General features: G+C 37.5%; 17 protein-coding genes. 9 read left to right on the forward strand and 8 right to left on the reverse strand.

Annotated elements, in window-relative coordinates; translation table 11 throughout:
* Positions 1–81: 81 nt before the first annotated feature.
* The 8 genes from ACIFOT_RS21125 to ACIFOT_RS21160 form a co-directional block, all read right to left on the reverse strand.
* Entirely contained in the window at positions 82–1,266 is a 1,185-nt protein-coding gene (locus ACIFOT_RS21125) for an AraC family transcriptional regulator (protein WP_430067415.1), read from the reverse strand.
* 90 nt (positions 1,267–1,356) lie between these two features.
* Positions 1,357–2,913, reverse strand: coding sequence for a histidine ammonia-lyase (hutH, locus tag ACIFOT_RS21130; RefSeq protein WP_430067418.1), 1,557 nt, complete (start codon positions 2,911–2,913; stop codon positions 1,357–1,359).
* A 30-nt stretch (positions 2,914–2,943) separates the two neighbouring features.
* On the reverse strand, positions 2,944–4,323 hold the full coding sequence (locus tag ACIFOT_RS21135) for an MFS transporter (protein WP_430067420.1): 1,380 nt from the start codon (positions 4,321–4,323) through the stop codon (positions 2,944–2,946).
* A 261-nt stretch (positions 4,324–4,584) separates the two neighbouring features.
* Positions 4,585–5,745 (reverse strand): N-methyl-L-tryptophan oxidase, encoded by a 1,161-nt coding sequence (solA, locus tag ACIFOT_RS21140; protein WP_430067423.1) that lies wholly within the window; start codon positions 5,743–5,745, stop codon positions 4,585–4,587.
* Between the two features lie 605 nt (positions 5,746–6,350).
* Positions 6,351–7,079: a hypothetical protein gene (locus ACIFOT_RS21145; protein WP_430067426.1), complete on the reverse strand. Its 729-nt coding sequence runs from the start codon at positions 7,077–7,079 to the stop codon at positions 6,351–6,353.
* A gap of 66 nt (positions 7,080–7,145) precedes the next feature.
* Entirely contained in the window at positions 7,146–7,832 is a 687-nt protein-coding gene (locus tag ACIFOT_RS21150; RefSeq protein WP_430067429.1) for a hypothetical protein, read from the reverse strand.
* 118 nt (positions 7,833–7,950) lie between these two features.
* A complete protein-coding gene (locus ACIFOT_RS21155) occupies positions 7,951–8,502 on the reverse strand; it encodes a signal peptidase I (protein ID WP_430067432.1) in 552 nt (183 codons plus the stop codon).
* A gap of 593 nt (positions 8,503–9,095) precedes the next feature.
* On the reverse strand, positions 9,096–9,713 hold the full coding sequence (locus tag ACIFOT_RS21160) for a class I SAM-dependent methyltransferase (RefSeq protein WP_430067435.1): 618 nt from the start codon (positions 9,711–9,713) through the stop codon (positions 9,096–9,098).
* Between the two features lie 794 nt (positions 9,714–10,507).
* Here ACIFOT_RS21160 and ACIFOT_RS21165 point away from each other — a divergent pair.
* The 9 genes from ACIFOT_RS21165 (at position 10,508) to ACIFOT_RS21205 (ending at position 18,251) form a co-directional block, all read left to right on the forward strand.
* Positions 10,508–11,347, forward strand: a complete 840-nt coding sequence (locus tag ACIFOT_RS21165; protein WP_430067438.1) for a hypothetical protein — start codon at positions 10,508–10,510, stop codon at positions 11,345–11,347.
* 177 nt (positions 11,348–11,524) lie between these two features.
* On the forward strand, positions 11,525–12,223 hold the full coding sequence (gene vanR, locus ACIFOT_RS21170) for a vancomycin resistance response regulator transcription factor, VanR-F/VanR-M family (protein ID WP_430067440.1): 699 nt from the start codon (positions 11,525–11,527) through the stop codon (positions 12,221–12,223).
* Positions 12,216–13,328, forward strand: coding sequence for an ATP-binding protein (locus tag ACIFOT_RS21175; RefSeq protein ID WP_430067443.1), 1,113 nt, complete (start codon positions 12,216–12,218; stop codon positions 13,326–13,328). The genes vanR and ACIFOT_RS21175 overlap by 8 nt, the downstream gene beginning before the upstream one ends.
* Before the next feature lie 101 nt (positions 13,329–13,429).
* The gene (vanY, locus tag ACIFOT_RS21180; RefSeq protein ID WP_430067446.1) at positions 13,430–14,350 is read left to right on the forward strand and encodes a VanY-A/VanY-F/VanY-M family D-Ala-D-Ala carboxypeptidase; all 921 of its coding nucleotides are present in this window, start codon (positions 13,430–13,432) and stop codon (positions 14,348–14,350) included.
* Entirely contained in the window at positions 14,347–14,898 is a 552-nt protein-coding gene (locus ACIFOT_RS21185; RefSeq protein ID WP_430067449.1) for a VanZ family protein, read from the forward strand. The genes vanY and ACIFOT_RS21185 overlap by 4 nt, the downstream gene beginning before the upstream one ends.
* Positions 14,899–15,852: 954 nt before the next feature.
* Positions 15,853–16,698, forward strand: a complete 846-nt coding sequence (locus tag ACIFOT_RS21190) for a hypothetical protein (RefSeq protein WP_430067452.1) — start codon at positions 15,853–15,855, stop codon at positions 16,696–16,698.
* Positions 16,699–17,027: 329 nt separating this feature from the next.
* Complete coding sequence (locus ACIFOT_RS21195) at positions 17,028–17,705, forward strand: competence protein ComK (RefSeq protein ID WP_430067455.1); 678 nt, start codon at positions 17,028–17,030, stop codon at positions 17,703–17,705.
* Positions 17,683–17,931 carry a helix-turn-helix domain-containing protein gene (locus ACIFOT_RS21200; RefSeq protein WP_430067458.1) on the forward strand — a complete coding sequence of 83 codons (249 nt, stop codon included), beginning with the start codon at positions 17,683–17,685 and terminating at the stop codon, positions 17,929–17,931. The genes ACIFOT_RS21195 and ACIFOT_RS21200 overlap by 23 nt, the downstream gene beginning before the upstream one ends.
* A gap of 53 nt (positions 17,932–17,984) precedes the next feature.
* Positions 17,985–18,251 carry a hypothetical protein gene (locus tag ACIFOT_RS21205; protein ID WP_430067461.1) on the forward strand — a complete coding sequence of 89 codons (267 nt, stop codon included), beginning with the start codon at positions 17,985–17,987 and terminating at the stop codon, positions 18,249–18,251.
* Positions 18,252–18,762: the final 511 nt, after the last annotated feature.

Raw genomic sequence — 18,762 nt, forward strand, 5'->3', positions numbered from 1 at the left:
TTTAGATTTTATATGATGGGTGGATAAAAATTTTGTTGGAACCCTCCCCATGGTCCTGATGCCCATGGGCCTGGTCTCCATTCAATTTCGTGCTAATCGATAATCGGTAGGGCTGAACTGCATGTACTTTTTGAACATACGGCTGAAATAATTGGCATCATGGAATCCTGTTCTGTCAGCGATCTCGCTGATCGGTAGATCCGTCATTTCTAGATACGACAAAGACTTATCAATTCTCAAGCGATTCAAATAGTCAATCAAACTTAACCCTACTTCCTTTTTAAACAAATGACTAAAATGATAACGACTTAAGCAGCAATATTGTGCTATCTCATTCAGAGTAATATTCCTCTGATGGTTTTCTTTAATATAATCTATCGCTTGTTGAATTAAAGGAGTTACTTCCATTTGATTCGTGTTCAAGGCCTGCTCTGTAAGCCAAACCGCATATTCACAAACCTGATTAACAAATTTATCGTAACGAATGATATGATACAAGTTTTGAATAAAATTTGTATTGTTTGTAAGGATGGTTGTTGCATTAGCGCCTGATTCCATCACCCTTTTAGACATTAATAAAACAATGGACACTACTTCTGTTTTGAAAATATCCTCATTAAAATGACAAGCCTCCGCTATTTTTTCCATGAGGTGTTTCAAACGATTAATGCTCCCCTCTACATCCCCAATTTTAACAAGGGCCAGCAGCTCGGCCTTTTCTTCACTAAACGGATTGATGAATGACGCCTCTTGATTCCGTTCCATTTCGCAATGAAAGATTAATTGATTTCCTTGAAAAAAACGTCCCGACATGGATTTCCTTGCTTCAATAAAGGATTGGTAAAGGAGGTATGGATTTTCATAATATTTTCCAATTCCGATAGATACAGAAAGGTCACTCGAATGAATAGAAAGCTGAATTTCCTTTGCCATTTGAAGCATTTTTCTATTAAACTCATCTTCTGGGTCCTTTTCATCCAACTCCAAAAGTAGGGCAAGAACCCCTTCCTCAATCCAATTCCAGAGAAATGGAATACTGACTGTCTCTTCAATTTTTCCCACCAGCTGTTGACCAATCATTTTTCTCCACTCTAAAGAATTCCCGCTTGCTATATCGGGATAACGATCGATTGAAATAATCATGACCAAATGGGGTTGAATAAATATCCCGAACCTTTGTTGTGCCTCTTCAAATGTTCCTTCATGAACAAGCGTTCCAGAGAGTAAAAGATGTGAAAAAGCAGCGCTATTTGAATCTTGCTTCATTTTCATCCCCCTCGTTCATCCTATCTTCTAATTGAAAGAAAAAGAAGCCGCTTTTCTCTGAAGATAAAGTGGCTTCCTCCTTAAATGTTACTAGTGTATTTCTCCAATTAATTCTTCGACTAGTATAACGATTTCTCCTTCTTGGATGTGTTGGTAAATAATCTCTATATCAGGATGAAAAAATCTGTCCTCTTGTACAGTTGGTACTTTCTCCCGAATAAACTGATGAACCTTCCCTGTTACGGGGGATGGATTCAATGATTCATAGAAATCTAACGCCTGCGTGCCTAGCATTAGTTCAATCGCTAATATATATTGAAGTTTCTTTGAAATTTGATAGGCTTTCTTAGCCGCAAAATAGGCAAAACTCACCACATCCTCTTGATTCGCACAAGTGGAGACATTATCAATGGTAGCCGGATGAGAAAGAACTCTGATTTCATTTAATAAACCGGCAGCTGTATATTGGGGAATCATATATCCATTATTTAAACCAGGATTAACCACTAAGAAGTTTGGCAATTCACTCACATGATGATTCACCAATCGGTCAATCCGGCGTTCCGCATTCTTGGCTAAGTTCGCCATTGCGATACACATGGCATCTGCATCCATTCCTACATAGGAACTGTCGAAGTTACCTCCACTGAGGGCGATTCCATCATCACCTTCAGGCCAGATGATGGGATTATCACTAACGGACTGCATTTCATTCATTAGGTTTTCCAGCGCATTTTTCAATACCTTCTTTACGGCACCATGGACCTGCGGAATACAGCGCAGACTTAGCGCATCCTGCAATCGATATTCTTTGAACTGTTCGGCAATTTGACTTCCATGAAGAATTCTGACTAAATTCCGGGCAGTTTTATTCTGCTCCTCGTGTTTTTTTACGGCATGCAGGCGAGGATCAAAAGCTTTAATTGTTCCTTTTAACGATTCGAACGACATGGCTCCCGAAATATCAGCAGTTTTGACAGCTTGAATCGCATTATATAAGGCGAGCGCGGCAAACGCTGTAACGGAAGTAGTACCGCTTAGAAGAGCCAGTCCTTCTTTACACCCTAAAGTAACTGGCTTTAATCCGGCCTTCTCTAAAGCCTCGCAGCCTGAAAGGAGTTCGCCCTTATACCAGGCTCTACCTTCACCCATTAAAACTAAAGCAATGTGTGCTTCAGGAGAAAGATAGGCCACTGAACCATCACCGGGTACAACCGGCAAAATATCATGATTCAATAATCCGGCCATAAGCTCTAAAACTTCTAAACTGACTCCCGAAAATCCATGCCCTAAATGGTTTAGAATCATGAGTTGAATCGCTCTAACCACTTCTTTTTCCAGTGGCTCCCCTACTGATACAGCATGGGATCGAACAATATTCCGTTGAAGGATTTCGGCATCGTCCTTCGAAATCACTTCTGTGACATTACTGCCAAATCCAGTTGTCACTCCATAAATCACGCGCTCTTCCTGTAAAAACTTTTCGATTAACCCGCGTGATGCTTTGACCCTGCTGCGGTATGCAGCTGTAAAGGAAACTTTTGCGGAATACCTTGCAACAGCGACCACCTCTTCAATCGAAAGCCAATGATCTCCAAGAATAACTTCTTTTATATCTCTTGGGTGTAAGGATTCATTCTTGGTCATCTAACACACCTCTTTATCTAAAAATAAAGCTTATGATAAATTTCTTTTTCCTGAAAGCGAAGAATCGATGGTTGGAGAGGTCCCCGCTTCAAGTTCGGGCTTATTGACATCGCTCATCGACAGATACTTTGTTTCTGGAGCCCATGCGATCGAGACAATTGTTCCAATCAATAGAACCACACTCATCGCGATCATCGATGGGCCCATTCCCCATGAACTAACGCTAACGGGCAGCAGAAAGGTTCCAATGGCAGAACCAATTCGGCTGACAGCAGTGTTGACACCTACACCTGTTCCGCGAATTTCGGTCGGGAAAAGTTCGGCAGGATAAATTAACGTTAGATTGGAGGCAGCAGACATCACAAATGTGAAGGTGGCAAAAACAATGATCGCAATTGTATGTGAATCCTTAGGCAATACACTTAAAAGAAATAAAGAGACGGTAAGGATGATAAACGTATAAATGGTGAAACCTCTGCGCGTAAGCTTTTCTGTACACCAAACCCCAACGATGGCTCCAGCTAAAAGGAAAAGGTTAAGCTGCATATCAACACTGAAGGTCTCTTCAAATCCCATTTTACTTAAGATTGTAGGAAGAAAGGTATAAATTGCGAAATACGGAACAACCTGACATACATAAAATAATGATCCAAATGTTGTCCGTTTCCAAAGCTGCTTGCTGAAAAGGTCGATCATACGGAAGGCCTTTTCAGAATGAGACTTAATTGTTTCATCCATTATGGCATTCGGTCCAATATATTTTCTTACAATGGCACGGGCCTCTTCCACACGCCCCATTTTAATTAACCAAAGTGGCGATTCTGGAGTACCGATACGTAATATTAATAAAATAAAAGCTGGAATAGCAGCACTCATCAGCATCCATCGCCAAGATTCCGGGCCTGCTTTTTGTAAATAAAAACCGACAATATTCGAAACAACATAACCGACTGTCCAGAGTACATTTAAAGAAGAAAGCAATAATCCTCGATACTTTCTAGGGGCAAACTCAGCGAGTAAAGTCGATCCAACCGCGTAGTCTCCTCCTAAGGCAATCCCTATCAATAAGCGTAAAATGAACAGCGTCCATGGATCATTCACAAAGAACTGTAAAGCAGAGGCAATCCCGATAATCAGAAAATTAGCTAAGTAGATTTTCTGTCTGCCAATCCGGTCGGATAACCCTCCCAGTAGCAGGCTCCCGAAAAAGAGGCCAATTAAAGCGGAGCTTCCGATTAATCCTTCCCATATGGCGCCTAGTTTCATTTGTGGCCCTAATAAGGAAAGCGCCATTCCAATAATCCCTAAAGCATAACCATCCGAAAAATTAGAACCGAACGTAAGGGCGGTAATCCGAAGATGAAATTTATTAAGCGGGGCATCATCGATTAAATATTTTTGATTGCTCATAAAAGGCTCCTTTTCTGTATTTATTTGACTTTTCAGATTTATCACGATAAAAAAATAACTCCCTTTTCACATCCTTTCATTATTCCTGTATGCGTTTTCACTTTAGTATACTAAATTATAATATGTTAAAAGAAAGAAGGCTCTAGAGGATAATTCGTTTTATTAGCACAATATTGCTATATTTTGTGATGATCGGCCAAACAAAAAAAGAGGGAAACCACATAGGTTTTCCCTCTTTTTCAGCTGCACATTCATATTAATCTATTTATTTTTAGATTCATTTGAAAAGCGATGAAGTGAAAACATGGAAATATCATAGGATGTTCTACCCTCCGAAACGAGCTCACAAATAATTTTTCCTATGACACTTGCAAATTTAAAGCCATGTCCGGAAAAACCAGCCGCTATCATGACATTGGAAAATGCCGGGTGCCGGTCAATAATAAAATGCTCATCAGGAGTAAGGGTATAAAGACATGTTTTACCTTTAATCAAGCGCCCATTGGCTTTTGGCAGGTACTTTTGAATAAAATTCCGAGCCTCATGCTCATCTGATGAAGCCGAACCATATTCCCGGTTGAAAAAATCCGGGTCTACCCTTTCACCTCCATCATGTCTTCCAATCTTTACCCCGCTTCCATTGATACTTGGAAAACCATAATAATGTTCATCTCCTACATCAATAGAGAAAGCCGGAAAACAGTTGGAATCATAGAGATGCTCATCACATTCAAACCACGAGACTGTCTTACGTGTCGGCTGAAGAGGAAGGTCTACTCCTGTTCCCTCAAGGATTTTCCCTGTCCAGGCTCCTGAACAGACAACCACATACTCAGCCGCATATTGTTCATTTTCCGTATGTACAATGGCACCTTCAACAAACTTTTCTATTTTCTCCACCTTTGTATAAGGTATTATGGTCATCCCATTCGCTAAACCAAGTCTGCGATAAGCACGAATACATTCTTCACTATATAGGACTCCTGAGTTCGTTTCTAGACAGCCAACAAATCCTGGTGGTAAAGTGATGCCTGACCAACGGCCATTGATTTCTTCACTTGATAGGATTTCAAGCGGTAAAGAAAATTCCTTGGCACTTTTGATGACTTCTTCGATAAATGAGGAACCCTCTTCACCTACACATAACACTCCCGTACGAGAAAACAATTTCATTCCTGATTCTTGTTCCAATTCACTCCATAATTCCTGAGCTCCGAGTGCAAGAGGAACATAATTCCTTCCTTCTCCATAGGCATGACGAATAATTCTAGTATCCCCATGATGGCTGCCAAAGCTATGAGGGGGATCATACGAATCTAGTAATAATGTTCTTTTCCCGAGCTTTGATAAGTAATACCCTGCAGCCATGCCCATTGACCCGGCGCCAACAATGACAACATCATAGTGGTCCTTCAATCTCATACACATCCTTCCAAATATGAAATTATAATATCAGAAATTTCTTTCTAGTTGGTGAGTTTTTCTTCACATTTGCTAGGAAATTCATCAATGGGGACGGTTCTTATGGTTCAGAAAAACTGTGAAAACCGTCATCCTAGTCTTCTTCACCTGCCGTAAGGCCAAATTCAAATAAACCTGGAATAGCTCTTCCGGCAGGTTTTGCATACTTTAGCAAACGATGCATTTCTAGTTGTCGGGCTCTGCTTAATAGTGGGTGCATTATAAAATGGTCTTTGTCAGATCATAAAATAGGAATAATATAAGGAACTTTTTAAAAATAACAAGACCAGCCATAATGGAATGGCTGGTCTTACCTTATAAAACTATTACCTATTTAAAATTGTTCATCTGACGATATACATAGTTACGATAAAGATTCGACATTTTCCATAGATCTCCATTCAAAATATCGGGTTTCCCATTTGGATCGAGGCTAATATCCGCACTAATACCGTATGGCAAAAAGGGCAGCTGCCTGAAACTATATTTTTATTAGCTCAATCTAACAATTAAGGATACTATTTGTTTTTTTGTATTTCCAGGAATTCGGCAACAGGCACCGGAATTCAATTTTCATCGGTTTGAGGAGTTCCACCTGTATCGGGTTCTTCATGTGATTTAGTTTCGCTTCCATCGATTCCTTCATTTTTTGTTGTTTCACTTACATCCGTTTCTTGGTTGGTTGCAGGTTCACCCGCATTGGTTTTATTTACTTGTGAGTCCTTGTTATTTTCTGTTTCTGGGTTGGCCTGATTAGAATCAATATTTGGCGGGCCGCTTGGGAGATATTCATCATTTTCATTGTCTATTGCTGTAGCTTTTAATTTATTTTGATCGATTGCAACTGAATATGTTTCATCCACATAATTTTTAAATGCCTTAATTCGATATTGAATACTGGTGGCATTACTGTCATTTTGTAAATGATTGATTTCAAAGTTAAATGTAAAGGATTCTCCTGGCTGCAGCCTTTTACCGACCGAATGATTCCCAAGTCCGACAATTACGTTTGTTTCTAAATGGGAGATATTTGCTATTGTAAGGCTATTACTCACTTTACTATTTTTATATACCACTTTACCGGGAGTGATACGCAACAAATCGGAGGTAGTTGCATTTTGAGTGGAGCCGCTTGCTGATGTCTCAGATGAAAACCAAGCGAATGTCCCCGGAGTAGAGGATAACGCTCCTGAAATAAAATAGAAAGATTGCAAGATTAATACAGCACTAAGTACGGAGTACCTAATTTTGTATTTCCATCTTTGAATTCGATCCGTTTCAAACCCTGAGTTCATTATAGCCTCCTTTATAAACTAAAGGCAGCCGTAAATCGACTGCCTTCTTTTTTATTTAGTCGTTTCTTAATATTGCGCACCCGCATCTGTTTGTTTACTAAACACCTTCACCGTGGAGTTGTATACTGCGCCTTGATACTCGTTTCCAGCATTTTCATTTAATTTCACGCCATAGATGACCATTATTTTATAGCCTGCTGGCAATAATCGCTCCCAAGGCACTGTATTAATACGAGTAGTGGTTGCTGCTGCTGCCATTTTCGCAGCATCTTCTTCACTGTCAACCACTTGTGCACTTGACCCCTTTGGCAGTGGTAATGCTGGCGCTGTAAAAGCTGTTTTTGCTACAGGATTTCCTCCTAAAGCATTCTTAATATCATTTTCAAAAACGGCTTTGTCGGCGTCGGTCAATTCGTAGCTTATTGGGACTTCAAAGAACCACCCTCGATAATGGTAGTTTGCCAAACTGCCTGATGGCATGTTCAATGTCTCGGTATTGGTTACCTTATAAAATTGATCTAAATCACCAGTGTTTTGGAATGATATCCAATTGCTCATCAAGAGTTGGGAAGGCGCAAATTTTTCATGGTTATACAATGGACTGCTAGCTTCACCCAATGTGAAGGTTCCATTTTTGATCTGACTAGTAACTGATTTCTCTGCAGTGAACCAAGAATATGTGCCATACCCGGCACTAACTACTAAGGCACCAGCTAAAGATGTCGCAATCAACGCTTTTTTTACATTGTTCATGAAAACTCCCCATTTCTAAAAATATTTTTTTGAAAAACCACAGTCTAAGGGACGGTTCTAATGGTTTTTAATAAGGTTAGTGCTGACCACAAGAACCTCCCTATGGTCGTCATTAGATTTAAGAAATTACCTGGTCTTCTTTTTTATTTAAAATTTTTAATATCCTTTCATATACTTCTATGAGAATGAAAAGAAGTAACGGCAGAATAATAAAAATTAAAAAGCCAATTGGACTGCTAACAAATTTTGCGATATGCCCAGCGTTAGGGATAATGATACTAACTTCACCTAAAAGATCTGTTGGTTTAACTTCCCAATTATCTTGAACATTATTGTTATCTCCTTTAGTAATGAAGCCACTATCCGATACGCGTTTGACACGGTGTGTAATTAGCTTGGTTTTGGTATTTGGTTCAGTTACTTTAAAGGTGATGATGTCTCCCACTTTTACATCGACTGCTTTTTTGTTCTTTACAAAGATCATATCCCCAGCACTGATTTTGGGTTGCATACTGTTTGTTAGAACGGTTAATGGCTTATATCCAAAAATAGATGGGATATCATTTATTTCTTTTTTAGCTTGATACGAAATGAACAATAAAAAGCCAATACAACCAATGACTAGAATAACAAGAACAGTTGATAAACGTTTAAAAATCATCTTGTTCATTACAACACACCCTTATGTACAGTATAACGAACACCTTGCAAGGATAAATTTACTACACTTTATTACCATCGTCAATGTAATAAGGAACATTATTGTTCGTTATATGTCGACAAATCTTGCCTAAGAGACAGTTTTGATGGGGGGATGTTTTTCGTCAAAACAGAACCAGCAACGGCGCAAACGCAGAGAGAACTTTTGGACAAAGATTCAGGAATGGGATTATTTCTTAGGATCGCTCCTATTAAAATATTAAAGTGCTATAAGGCTCAAAAGAACTTATAGCACTTTTATTGTATTGATAAGTAAGTTTAATATTTTACTTTAAGAATTATCTAGCTCTTCGTGACACCTTCACTCCTCTGTTAAGCTACCTCAAACATACAACAAAAAGTGTCCAGTTACTTGAAACTGGACACCTACATATATTATTTTACAAAGTTAGGGTTTGACCCTTTTTATTTCTCATTGAATTATATATATACGCATCCTTAATATAGCTACTTCCCATTCTATTTCGAGAAAATCTTATAGCATTGACTTCTTCAGGTCCTGTATTAAATACAGTAGAAATAAATACCGGCATGGAATGTATTTTAATCATGAAAGAACATGGTTGCATTAAATCGATCCTTTCGGTATGGGTCATAAAATCCATCCGTAATGGTCCAACCAGGAAAGTCTTCTTTTTTAAATAATTTATGTTCTGACCTATGTGAACGAATTGGGAGTTCACCAATCAAAAGAGCTTTTTTTGCTACGCGTTTTAATTCGCTAATTGCTTGTTGTACGGATTCCTCAGAATCAAAGTATAGAAATACACCATAACAAATTACTTTATCAAAGCTTTTATCCTTAAAAATAATATCATTTGCTTCTCCAACTATTACAGAATTACCTAGGAGTTCAATGTGCTTCTTAACAAGGGTAGGAGAGTAGTCAATCCCTACATAATCGCAATTTAAATATTGAGCTAAAGTGCCCGCGCCACAGCCAACTTCAAGAACCCTATCGGTTGGTTTGATATCTAAAGCTTTTACGATTTGGGCTGCTACCTCTGGCATATTAACCTGTGTAGCTTCATATCCGTTATAGGCAAGCAAATCTTCTCGTGAGCCAGATACTTTCCCTTTTCTGGTCCAGATTTCTCTCCATGTTTCTTTTGGTTGTTCTAATTTTGAGTTTTGTGATTCTACTTTTTGGGTTGGATTCATGATCATATTCTCCTTATATTGGGTATGTCTGCCCTTTTCTTAATTATTTCAGAAAACACTTTAACGCGGCAGCTATCGCTGGGTTAGACCTTTCATCTATATGTATGTAAAAAAGTATTTAGTTCAAAAAATAACAGAGGAAAATATTAAATAGAAGGAATAAAAAAACAAAAAAAAACTGTGGATGGTTACATTGAGAAGGTTTTTCCCATATTTTTCATCATACCTAAAGAAGTAACTTAATTCTTCTGTAACAGTAAATTTACAATTAAACCTTATAATCAAGGAAAATATATTTATGGGGTGATACGATGCTTACACTTTGGCATAAATGTAGAAAAAACTATTTTCGAACGCTTGCAAACAATTGTTTGTGCGAGAATTTAAGAAATAGGTTTTTAATGAAAGCATCTTATCATAGGCATAAATTAGTTAAAGAGCAATAGGCAAGTAATCCATACTTTGATCATATGACGCACATATTCAGTTCAAAAATGAGATAAAAAAAAGCGGCCGGATTCATTTTCCGTCGCTTTTTTTGTTTCTTTCATTAAAATTAATCACAGGTTAACATGCTGAAAATAAATTAAATGAAGGTCACTAGCACTCCCCTGTTAAGCTTCCTCAAACAAAAAGTGCCCGGTTACTTAGAACCGGACACCTACTATTAAAAATAATAGAGAAAACGCCCCAAATTGCAAAAAAAAGCCTTCAAAAATGAAAAATGCGAATTCGATTTACTCAGCCAAACCCGATATCGTAGAGTGCAGAAAAACGATGAAAGGGTGTCATAAATGGATGGCATTAAATCTGGCAATACGGAAGGATTTCAACAGTTCTCACAATTCATTTCCCTTCAGGAATTCAATCATCATATCGAGATGTGGTTATTGGAGCATAAGCATGATTTTACAAAAGGAGAAATAATCAGATTAAAAAAGCTCGTGCGCTTTGCAGCCAAAATCCCTGGAGTATGCAATGCCAAGATCGGGACCATCTTAAAATCTATTCACGAGCAATACCAGGAGAACGGCATCTCAAGGTCTACCTTTAAACGGATGATTCTGAAAGCAAAAGAATTGGGAATCCTCACGGTCTTTGAAACAGAAAGGAAAAACGGCTCGCAATCCAGCAACCTATATCTGTTTAATCGTTTTCCAACCACTGAACCACCCAAAGAGGAAAAAATGAACCACCATAATGAAACTAGTAATCTTTTAAAAACTGAAAAAGATCAAAAGATAAATAAACGTAATGAAACGTCTGAACAATTGGATCACAATTTTATCAGCAACCGAGTCCCGCAGCCTTTTGTCCAGCTAGTAAAATGCTTTTTCTCCGAAGCCAAAACGATTGAAGAATATTGGCATATGGTACAAATTGCTGCTTTCCGCTTTGAGTGTCAGAATAGCCCAGTTGAAATCCTAGAAATCTCGAAAGATGCCTTTAGACAACTGATTCGAAAGATAAAATTGACCAATTGCGTCAAAAATCCCATCGCCTACTTTTATGGAATCCTGGACAACAAATTTATGAAGCTCTATTCGGAGAAGATGGCTGCTATGGGGCCAACAACACATAGACCCCTTCCTTTTATAGAGGGCATTGACCTAGACTGGAATTGGCTGGAATGAGACCACAGGGACGGTCCCCATGGCTCCAAGTGCTTATTGAACAAACCGGCCATATTCTTGAATAAAAAAAGGAAATAATAGAAAATAAAATACAAGCTCTAAATTATACCATGTTCGTTAAGCTTCTGATGATAAATAAAAGATACCCGAATGTAACTTGATATAGGAGTGGTATAGATGAAACGTATATCGATTTTAATTGCTGATGATGAGGAGGAGATAGCTGATCTGATTGCAATCCATCTAGAAAAAGAAGGATACTATTGTCTTAAAGTTCCTGATGGGCAAGAAGCCATACATGTTATCCAGACTCAACCAATTGATTTGCTAATTTTGGATATTATGATGCCGAAAATGGATGGATATGAAGTAACCCGTCAGATTCGTGAACAATATAATATGCCTATCATTTTTTTGAGTGCAAAAACTTCTGATTTCGATAAGGTACATGGACTAGTGATTGGAGCAGATGATTATATGACTAAACCATTTACCCCTATTGAATTGGTTGCACGTGTGAATGCTCAATTGCGGCGCTTTATGAAGTTGAATCAACCCAAAGTAGATGATCATAAAGCTATCTTGGAATTTGGTGAAATAGTGATTTCTCCTGATCAACGTACAGTTTTGCTTTATGGTGAAAACATCGAGCTAACGCCGAAAGAGTTTGATATTTTGTATTTATTAGCCAGTCATCCAAAGAAAGTTTATAGTGTTGAAAATATTTTTCAGCAGGTTTGGGGGGATGCCTACTTTGAAGGTGGTAATACGGTAATGGTGCATATTCGTACCTTACGGAAAAAACTCGGAGAAGATAAGAGAAAAAACAAGTTAATCAAAACGGTTTGGGGAGTTGGGTATACATTCAATGGCTAAATTTATACACAGTTTTCGCTCCAAAATAATCGTATTATTTGGTTTAAGTATGCTTCTGGGTGGTATGGTAACATACATAATTTTTAAAGGACTGCAGCTTTATTATCATACAATGGTTCGTCGTGGTGACCCATTGGCACAACTCCGTCAATTCATAGAGAGTATTGGAGACTTTAACTTCTTTTTAATGCTATTTATCCCGCTTTCGATATTATTTTTCTATTTACTCACTAAGCCCTATTCTACCTATTTCAATGAAATATCAAACGGAATTCATTATCTCGCCCGCGGCGACTTTAAACATCGGGTTTATATCCAATCAAACGATGAATTTGGAGATATTGCACAAGCCATTAATCTGGCAAGTGAAAAATTAGAAGAAGCCATACAAAGAGGCGATTTTTCAGAAAACAGTAAAGAACAGTTAGTTGTAAATTTGGCCCATGATTTGCGTACTCCCCTAACTTCTGTTTTAGGTTATTTAGATTTAATCCTTAAGGATGAGAAGTTGACTAAAGAACAAGTCAGACATTTTTTAACGATTGCCTTTACTAAATCTCAGCGTTTAGAAAGACTAATTGATGAATTATTCGAAATCACTAGACTGAACTATGGCATGTTACCACTTGAAAAAAGGCAAATTAATTTAAGTGACCTGCTTCTTCAATTAAAAGAAGAATTGTATCCTGTTTTCGAGAAAAATGATTTGATCGCACGAATGAATATTCTCCCGCATTTACCTATTTTGGGTGACGGAGAGATGTTAGCCCGTGTGTTTGAAAATCTTTTAACCAATGCAAATCGTTATGGATATGATGGTCAGTTTGTAGATATTAACGGGTTTGTTGATGCTGGAGAAGTGGTTGTTCAGGTTATTAATTATGGAGATCGTATTCCTCCGGATGACCTTCCCTATCTTTTTGATATGTTTTATACCGGTGACAAAGCACGAACTCATCAAGAAGATAGCACAGGTCTTGGTTTATTCATTGCAAAGAATATTGTGGAGCAGCATAATGGAACGATTACGGCCGAAAGTAGTCTAATACGTACTGTATTTGAAGTTCGTTTACCGCAGGAAAGTGTTACAAATGACCAAGATTAAAAATTTCATAAAGGATTTAAGAAAAATTTAAATTTTACCCTACTCTTTTTTTAAAAAGTTTTTCCTATTCTAGTATCTATAAGAATAAGGAGGAACTTGAAATGAAGAAGTGGGGATTTTTATTGTTTTTAGTATTATGTCTGAGTTTTGCATTTGTCAATAAAGAATCGTCTATTCAAGATAAAGAAGAAGTTCAAAGCTATGAAAAAAATAACAATGATCATTTAGATAATAGCGAGACCTCTGAAAGTTTCCAAACGATAGAGATTACAAAAGAACAGGTCTTTCAAGGAAATTTACTTCTAGTTAATAATGAATATCCGGTTCACCAAGAGAGTATAAAATCAGATGTTGTAAATTTATTTACACATAAAGAATTGACAAAGGGATACGGGTTGCTTGATAACGAAATTAAATTGTCAGAGGATGTTTCACATAAATTTTCGGCGATGATGGATGCTGCTGAAAAAGAAGGGGTTCGCCATTTTTTAATTAATAGCGGCTTTCGAGACTTTGATGTGCAAAGTGCACTTTACCAGGAAATGGGGTCTGACTATGCCTTGCCTGCAGGCTATAGCGAACACAATTTGGGTTTATCACTTGATGTAGGATCAACTCAAATGAAGATGGATGTAGCACCTGAAGGAAAGTGGATCGAAAAAAACGCTTGGAAATACGGCTTTATTCTACGTTATCCAAAGGACAAAACGGCAATCACAGGCATTCAGTATGAACCTTGGCATATTCGCTATGTTGGATCGCCGCACAGTGTGATTATGGAGGAAAAGAATTTTGCTTTAGAAGAATATTTGGATTTCCTAAAAGAACAAAAGTCCATTTCAACTACTATCCATGGTGAAAAATATGAGATCTCTTATTACCCTGTAACCAAAAATACGACCATTCTAGTACCTTCCAATCTTCGTTGGGAGATATCAGGCAACAATATGGATGGTGTAATTGTGACAGTGTTTCCCAAGACAACACATACTAATCTCAAGGAGGTAAGGACGGCGGAATGAAAAAAACGAAATTAATGAACAGAATTATGGTACTAGCACTATTTGTCTTTTATATGTACGCATTACTTAGAATCATTCTATTTAAGTTCCGCTGGAGAGATATGACCTTTCTCTGGCATCAACTTCAGAGGAATTTTGGTAACTCCGATAATCTCATTTACCAATTGCAAAGAGGTAATTTCATTCCTTTAAAAACAATATTCATTAATATTCAGAGTCTATCGGGGTGGCACGATTTAAGTAATTTCGTTGGGAATATCGGAGCGTTCATACCATTTGGAATGTTTCTTGTATTATTGTCTAAAAATAAAGGGATGTCATTCATAGGCATATTAGCTCGATCTATGGGTTTAAGTTTATGCTTGGAATGCCTACAGGTTGTTTTTTCTCTCGGAATTTTTGATGTGGATGATCTAATACTAAACACCTCTGGGGGATTGCTTGGCTATTGTGCTATCAAGCTTTATGTTAATAAATTTATAGTAAATACATCAAGCATTGTCCAAGATAGAGATATTGTTGAAAAACAGGAATTTAAAAATATCTAGGAAGGTGGACCGTACCATAAATAACGGGTTCTGGTTATGTAACCATTAGGAAATTTTAGAAAATCATCCTAATGCTTCGACAGCATAGGGTGATTTTCTTGTTTTCTAGTCAACTTTCCCTTTTAAACAAGCGTTTAATTAGTTCTGCTGCAATCCTTGAAATATAAGCACTTCCCCCTCTAAACTCATGAAAAATTTGTTGAAACATGCAATTAAAATTAGATTTCATTAGGGTTCACGCTACTATTTCCACTAAACGACATACTTTCGACTAAATTCTAAATAGGATATACTAATCAATCGATTGATTAAAAAGCCTGCAAATGCTGATATATAAAGTTTTCCCCTACCAAGCAAAAAAGAAGATCGTCGAGAATCGGATGAGAATTTTGCAGATAAAAAGCCACCATTCCGCAATACCTGACTCGTTTCTCTTAAACTTACATTGTTCTGTTATATGTCCAACTTTTCAACACTAATCAATCGCTTAATTAAAAACGGCATTAGGATGCTTCAAATGTGAATTTATCACTCCTAACGAATGAATAAATTGTCAAAATATGTTTCCAACCAATCTTTTTAAAAAGGAACCTAGGCAAGCCGCTGAATCAGAATTGTGCCTATAGCTAGCTTGAAGTATTTTGCTAAGTCTTATTATCATCATATAGTGTTTTCTCCTTAAACGACGATTCTGGGCTAAAACGTAACTAGCTCTCCACCACCCCATAGGGGTGGTCTTAGATTTGCTGAGCTCCAAATAAAAAAACTCGTTAGATTTTAAAAATAATGCAAAAAACGCACCAAATTGCAAAAAAAGCCTTCAAAAATGATTTTTTGAAGGCTTTTTTTGACGTTTCGTTCGATTTTTGGCTTCAAAAATGAAAAATGCGAATTCGATTTACTCAGCCAAACCCGATATCGTAGAGTGCAGAAAACGATGAAAGGGTGTCATAAATGGCGGGCATTAAATCTGGCAATACAGAAGGATTTCAGCAGTTCTCACAATTCAGTTCCCTTCAGGAATTCAATCATCATTTCGAGATGTGGTTATTGGAGCATAAGCATGATTTTACAAAAGGAGAAATAATCGGATTAAAAAGACTCGTGCGCTTTGCAGCCAAAATCCCTGGAGTATGCAATGCCAAGATCGGGACCATTTTAAAATCTATTCACGAGCAATACCAGGAGAATGGCATTTCAAGGTCTACCTTTAAACGAATGATTTTGAAAGCAAAAGAATTGGGAATCATCACGGTCTTTGAAACAGAAAGGAAAAACGGCTCGCAGTCCAGCAACCTATATCAGTTTAATCGTTTTCCATCCAGTGAACCACCCAAAGAGGAAAAAATGAACCACCAAAATGAAACTAGTAATAATCTTTTAAAAACTGAAAAAGAACAAAAGATAAATAAACGTAACGAAACGTCTGAACAACAATTGGATCACAATTTTGTCAGCAACCGAGTCCCGCAGCCTTTTGTCCAGCTGGTAAAATGCTTTTTCTCCGAAGCCAAAACGATTGAAGAATATTGGCAAATGGTACAAATTGCTGCGTTCCGCTTTGAGTGTCAGAATGACACAGAAGACATCCTAGACATTTCGAAGGATTCCTTTAGACAACTGATTCGAAAAATGAAATTGACCAATGGCATCAAAAATCCCATCGCCTACTTTTATGGAATTTTGGACAACAAATTTATGAAGCTCTATTCGGAGAAGATTGCTACTATGGGGCCAACAACACATAGACCCCTTCCTTTTATAGAGGGCATTAACCTAGACTGGAATTGGCTGGAATGAGATCTCTGAGTCGGTTCCCATGGCTCGGTTGCAAAAAATGTCGCATTTTTGTCAAAATTTCCGTGGAATTTGGCGAATCCTGTTTACTATAGACCGCAGTAAAAAAGTCCTATTTGCAGTTTAATAGATTTGTGAGGAAAGCGCTCCCATATCTTCAAAATGAATTCCACCATGAACAAGGTGTAAAGCGGCTTACCTGCCATAATGAAATATCCATGATAAAAATACGGATCAATGGTCCTCGCAAAGGAGGGATGAAATTCTAAAACAATCTAAACAGCTCTATCGTTTTATTCTTCATTGTCCATTACAGAGATAGTAGAAGGTAAATGCTTTTTAATCTATTGCGGTTAAAGGAGTGGAGAACGATTAATATTAAACGTTACTTTATTGAGAAGAAAGTGATATTAATGATGGGTGAATATGACCAATATGGAAAGCCGTGTTCAAGGATCATGGCAGGAAAAACGACTTTTCTGGTGGACAGAACTCCTCTTCATTTATTAGACGACACATTACAATACATAGGCTTTGATTTACGGGGAGCAATAATAGGGGCAAAATCCATTCTCAATAAAACCATGAAGTGTCCCATCATGGTGAACCCCTATCAAGGCATTTGTCTTTTTCCAAGTAAATCACCACACAAAATAGACTGCATCTGGTTTAATCCCGAACATATTATCAACACCAAAGCCATCGGAAACAAGACGGAGGTGGAATTGAGCAACGGCCATTTCATCATTGTTGAGGCAAAATTACCTAGATTTAATGAAAAATTGCGGACAGCAAAGGATTTAAAACGACTTTCGATTGAAAGAGGGAATCATCCAAGTCCGATTCTCTATTATCTGGAACCGCCAAAAAGACACCAGCTCCTCAAGGAAAAGTCAGGAAAATACAACTTTGGTATTTTAGAAGACGAAAATAATAATAAGGATAACTGGTTATTCGATAACTGCTTATCAAAGGAGGAGCACCCTGTTGGATTATCATTGGAACATTGATTTTGGGATGACATTAAGAAGGCTGCGAAAGGAACGGGATCTATCGCAGGAAGAACTCGCCGAACGCAGCAGTTTGGATCGTTCCTATATTAGTCTCATTGAAAGAAATATAAAACTGCCTGGCTTTATTTCCATCTTAGCCCTTGCTTCCGGGCTTGGGATGAAAGCATCAGAATTTATGATAGAAATTGAAAAACATCCGGTACTGCTGCCAATAAATGCATAATGGATTTTCACTAAATAGATTGCTAATTATGGAGTAGCTGGGGTTCGTACGTTATGAGGTACTTTATATTATACGTCACAGATAAACTAGGCTTTACCGATGAATATTATGTAAAGGGGCAATCAATGGATGATATGGTTAATCGAATTGGAAAATATGCTGACTGTCATCTTGCCACGTCTAAGGAACATATCATTACACATAACGCAGAATACGGTTTTTTAAGGGAAATTAGTCTGGACCTTTTCCCTTATTTATCTAAAAAGGGGTTTGGCATGATAAATGAAGCGAAGTGTTACAATTACACAGATCTATTATAAAAAATAAATCGCAACACAGAGCCACTACTTTTTAGTAATGGCTCTTTAGCATATTAGGCGAACCTTATTGGGGCTGATTATCTTAATGATTAGCGGCAAACTTCTCCAAATTATAACAACATCAAACTAATCAATCATTTGATTAAATTTGCCGCAAACCCTGCTGCAACAGGATTTTATTAAATTAGGAAGTGAATTTTTTGTCAGTTAACTAAACGTTTGTTTAAATGTGTCTCCGACCACCGCACCGGTTAACTTTTTCGTTTTAATCGAGGCGAATCCTGTCGAGCTTTAAACACGTCTACCCACCTCCCAATTAATCCTCAAAACTATTTTTCTTATCTATTTTTTTAAGGAAATGTAAATGAGTGGTTTCCGACTCAACAGTAAAAGCAGATACCTAAAGCTTGTCTATAATTCTTGGTAAACAGGTAAGAGTCTCAGCTAATAATCTTACTTTATCTAAAAAATATTTCTTGTTTTATCCGTTTTGTTGGCTGTAGCATGTAGA

The sequence above is a fragment of the Neobacillus sp. NRS-1170 genome (assembly GCF_050468025.1).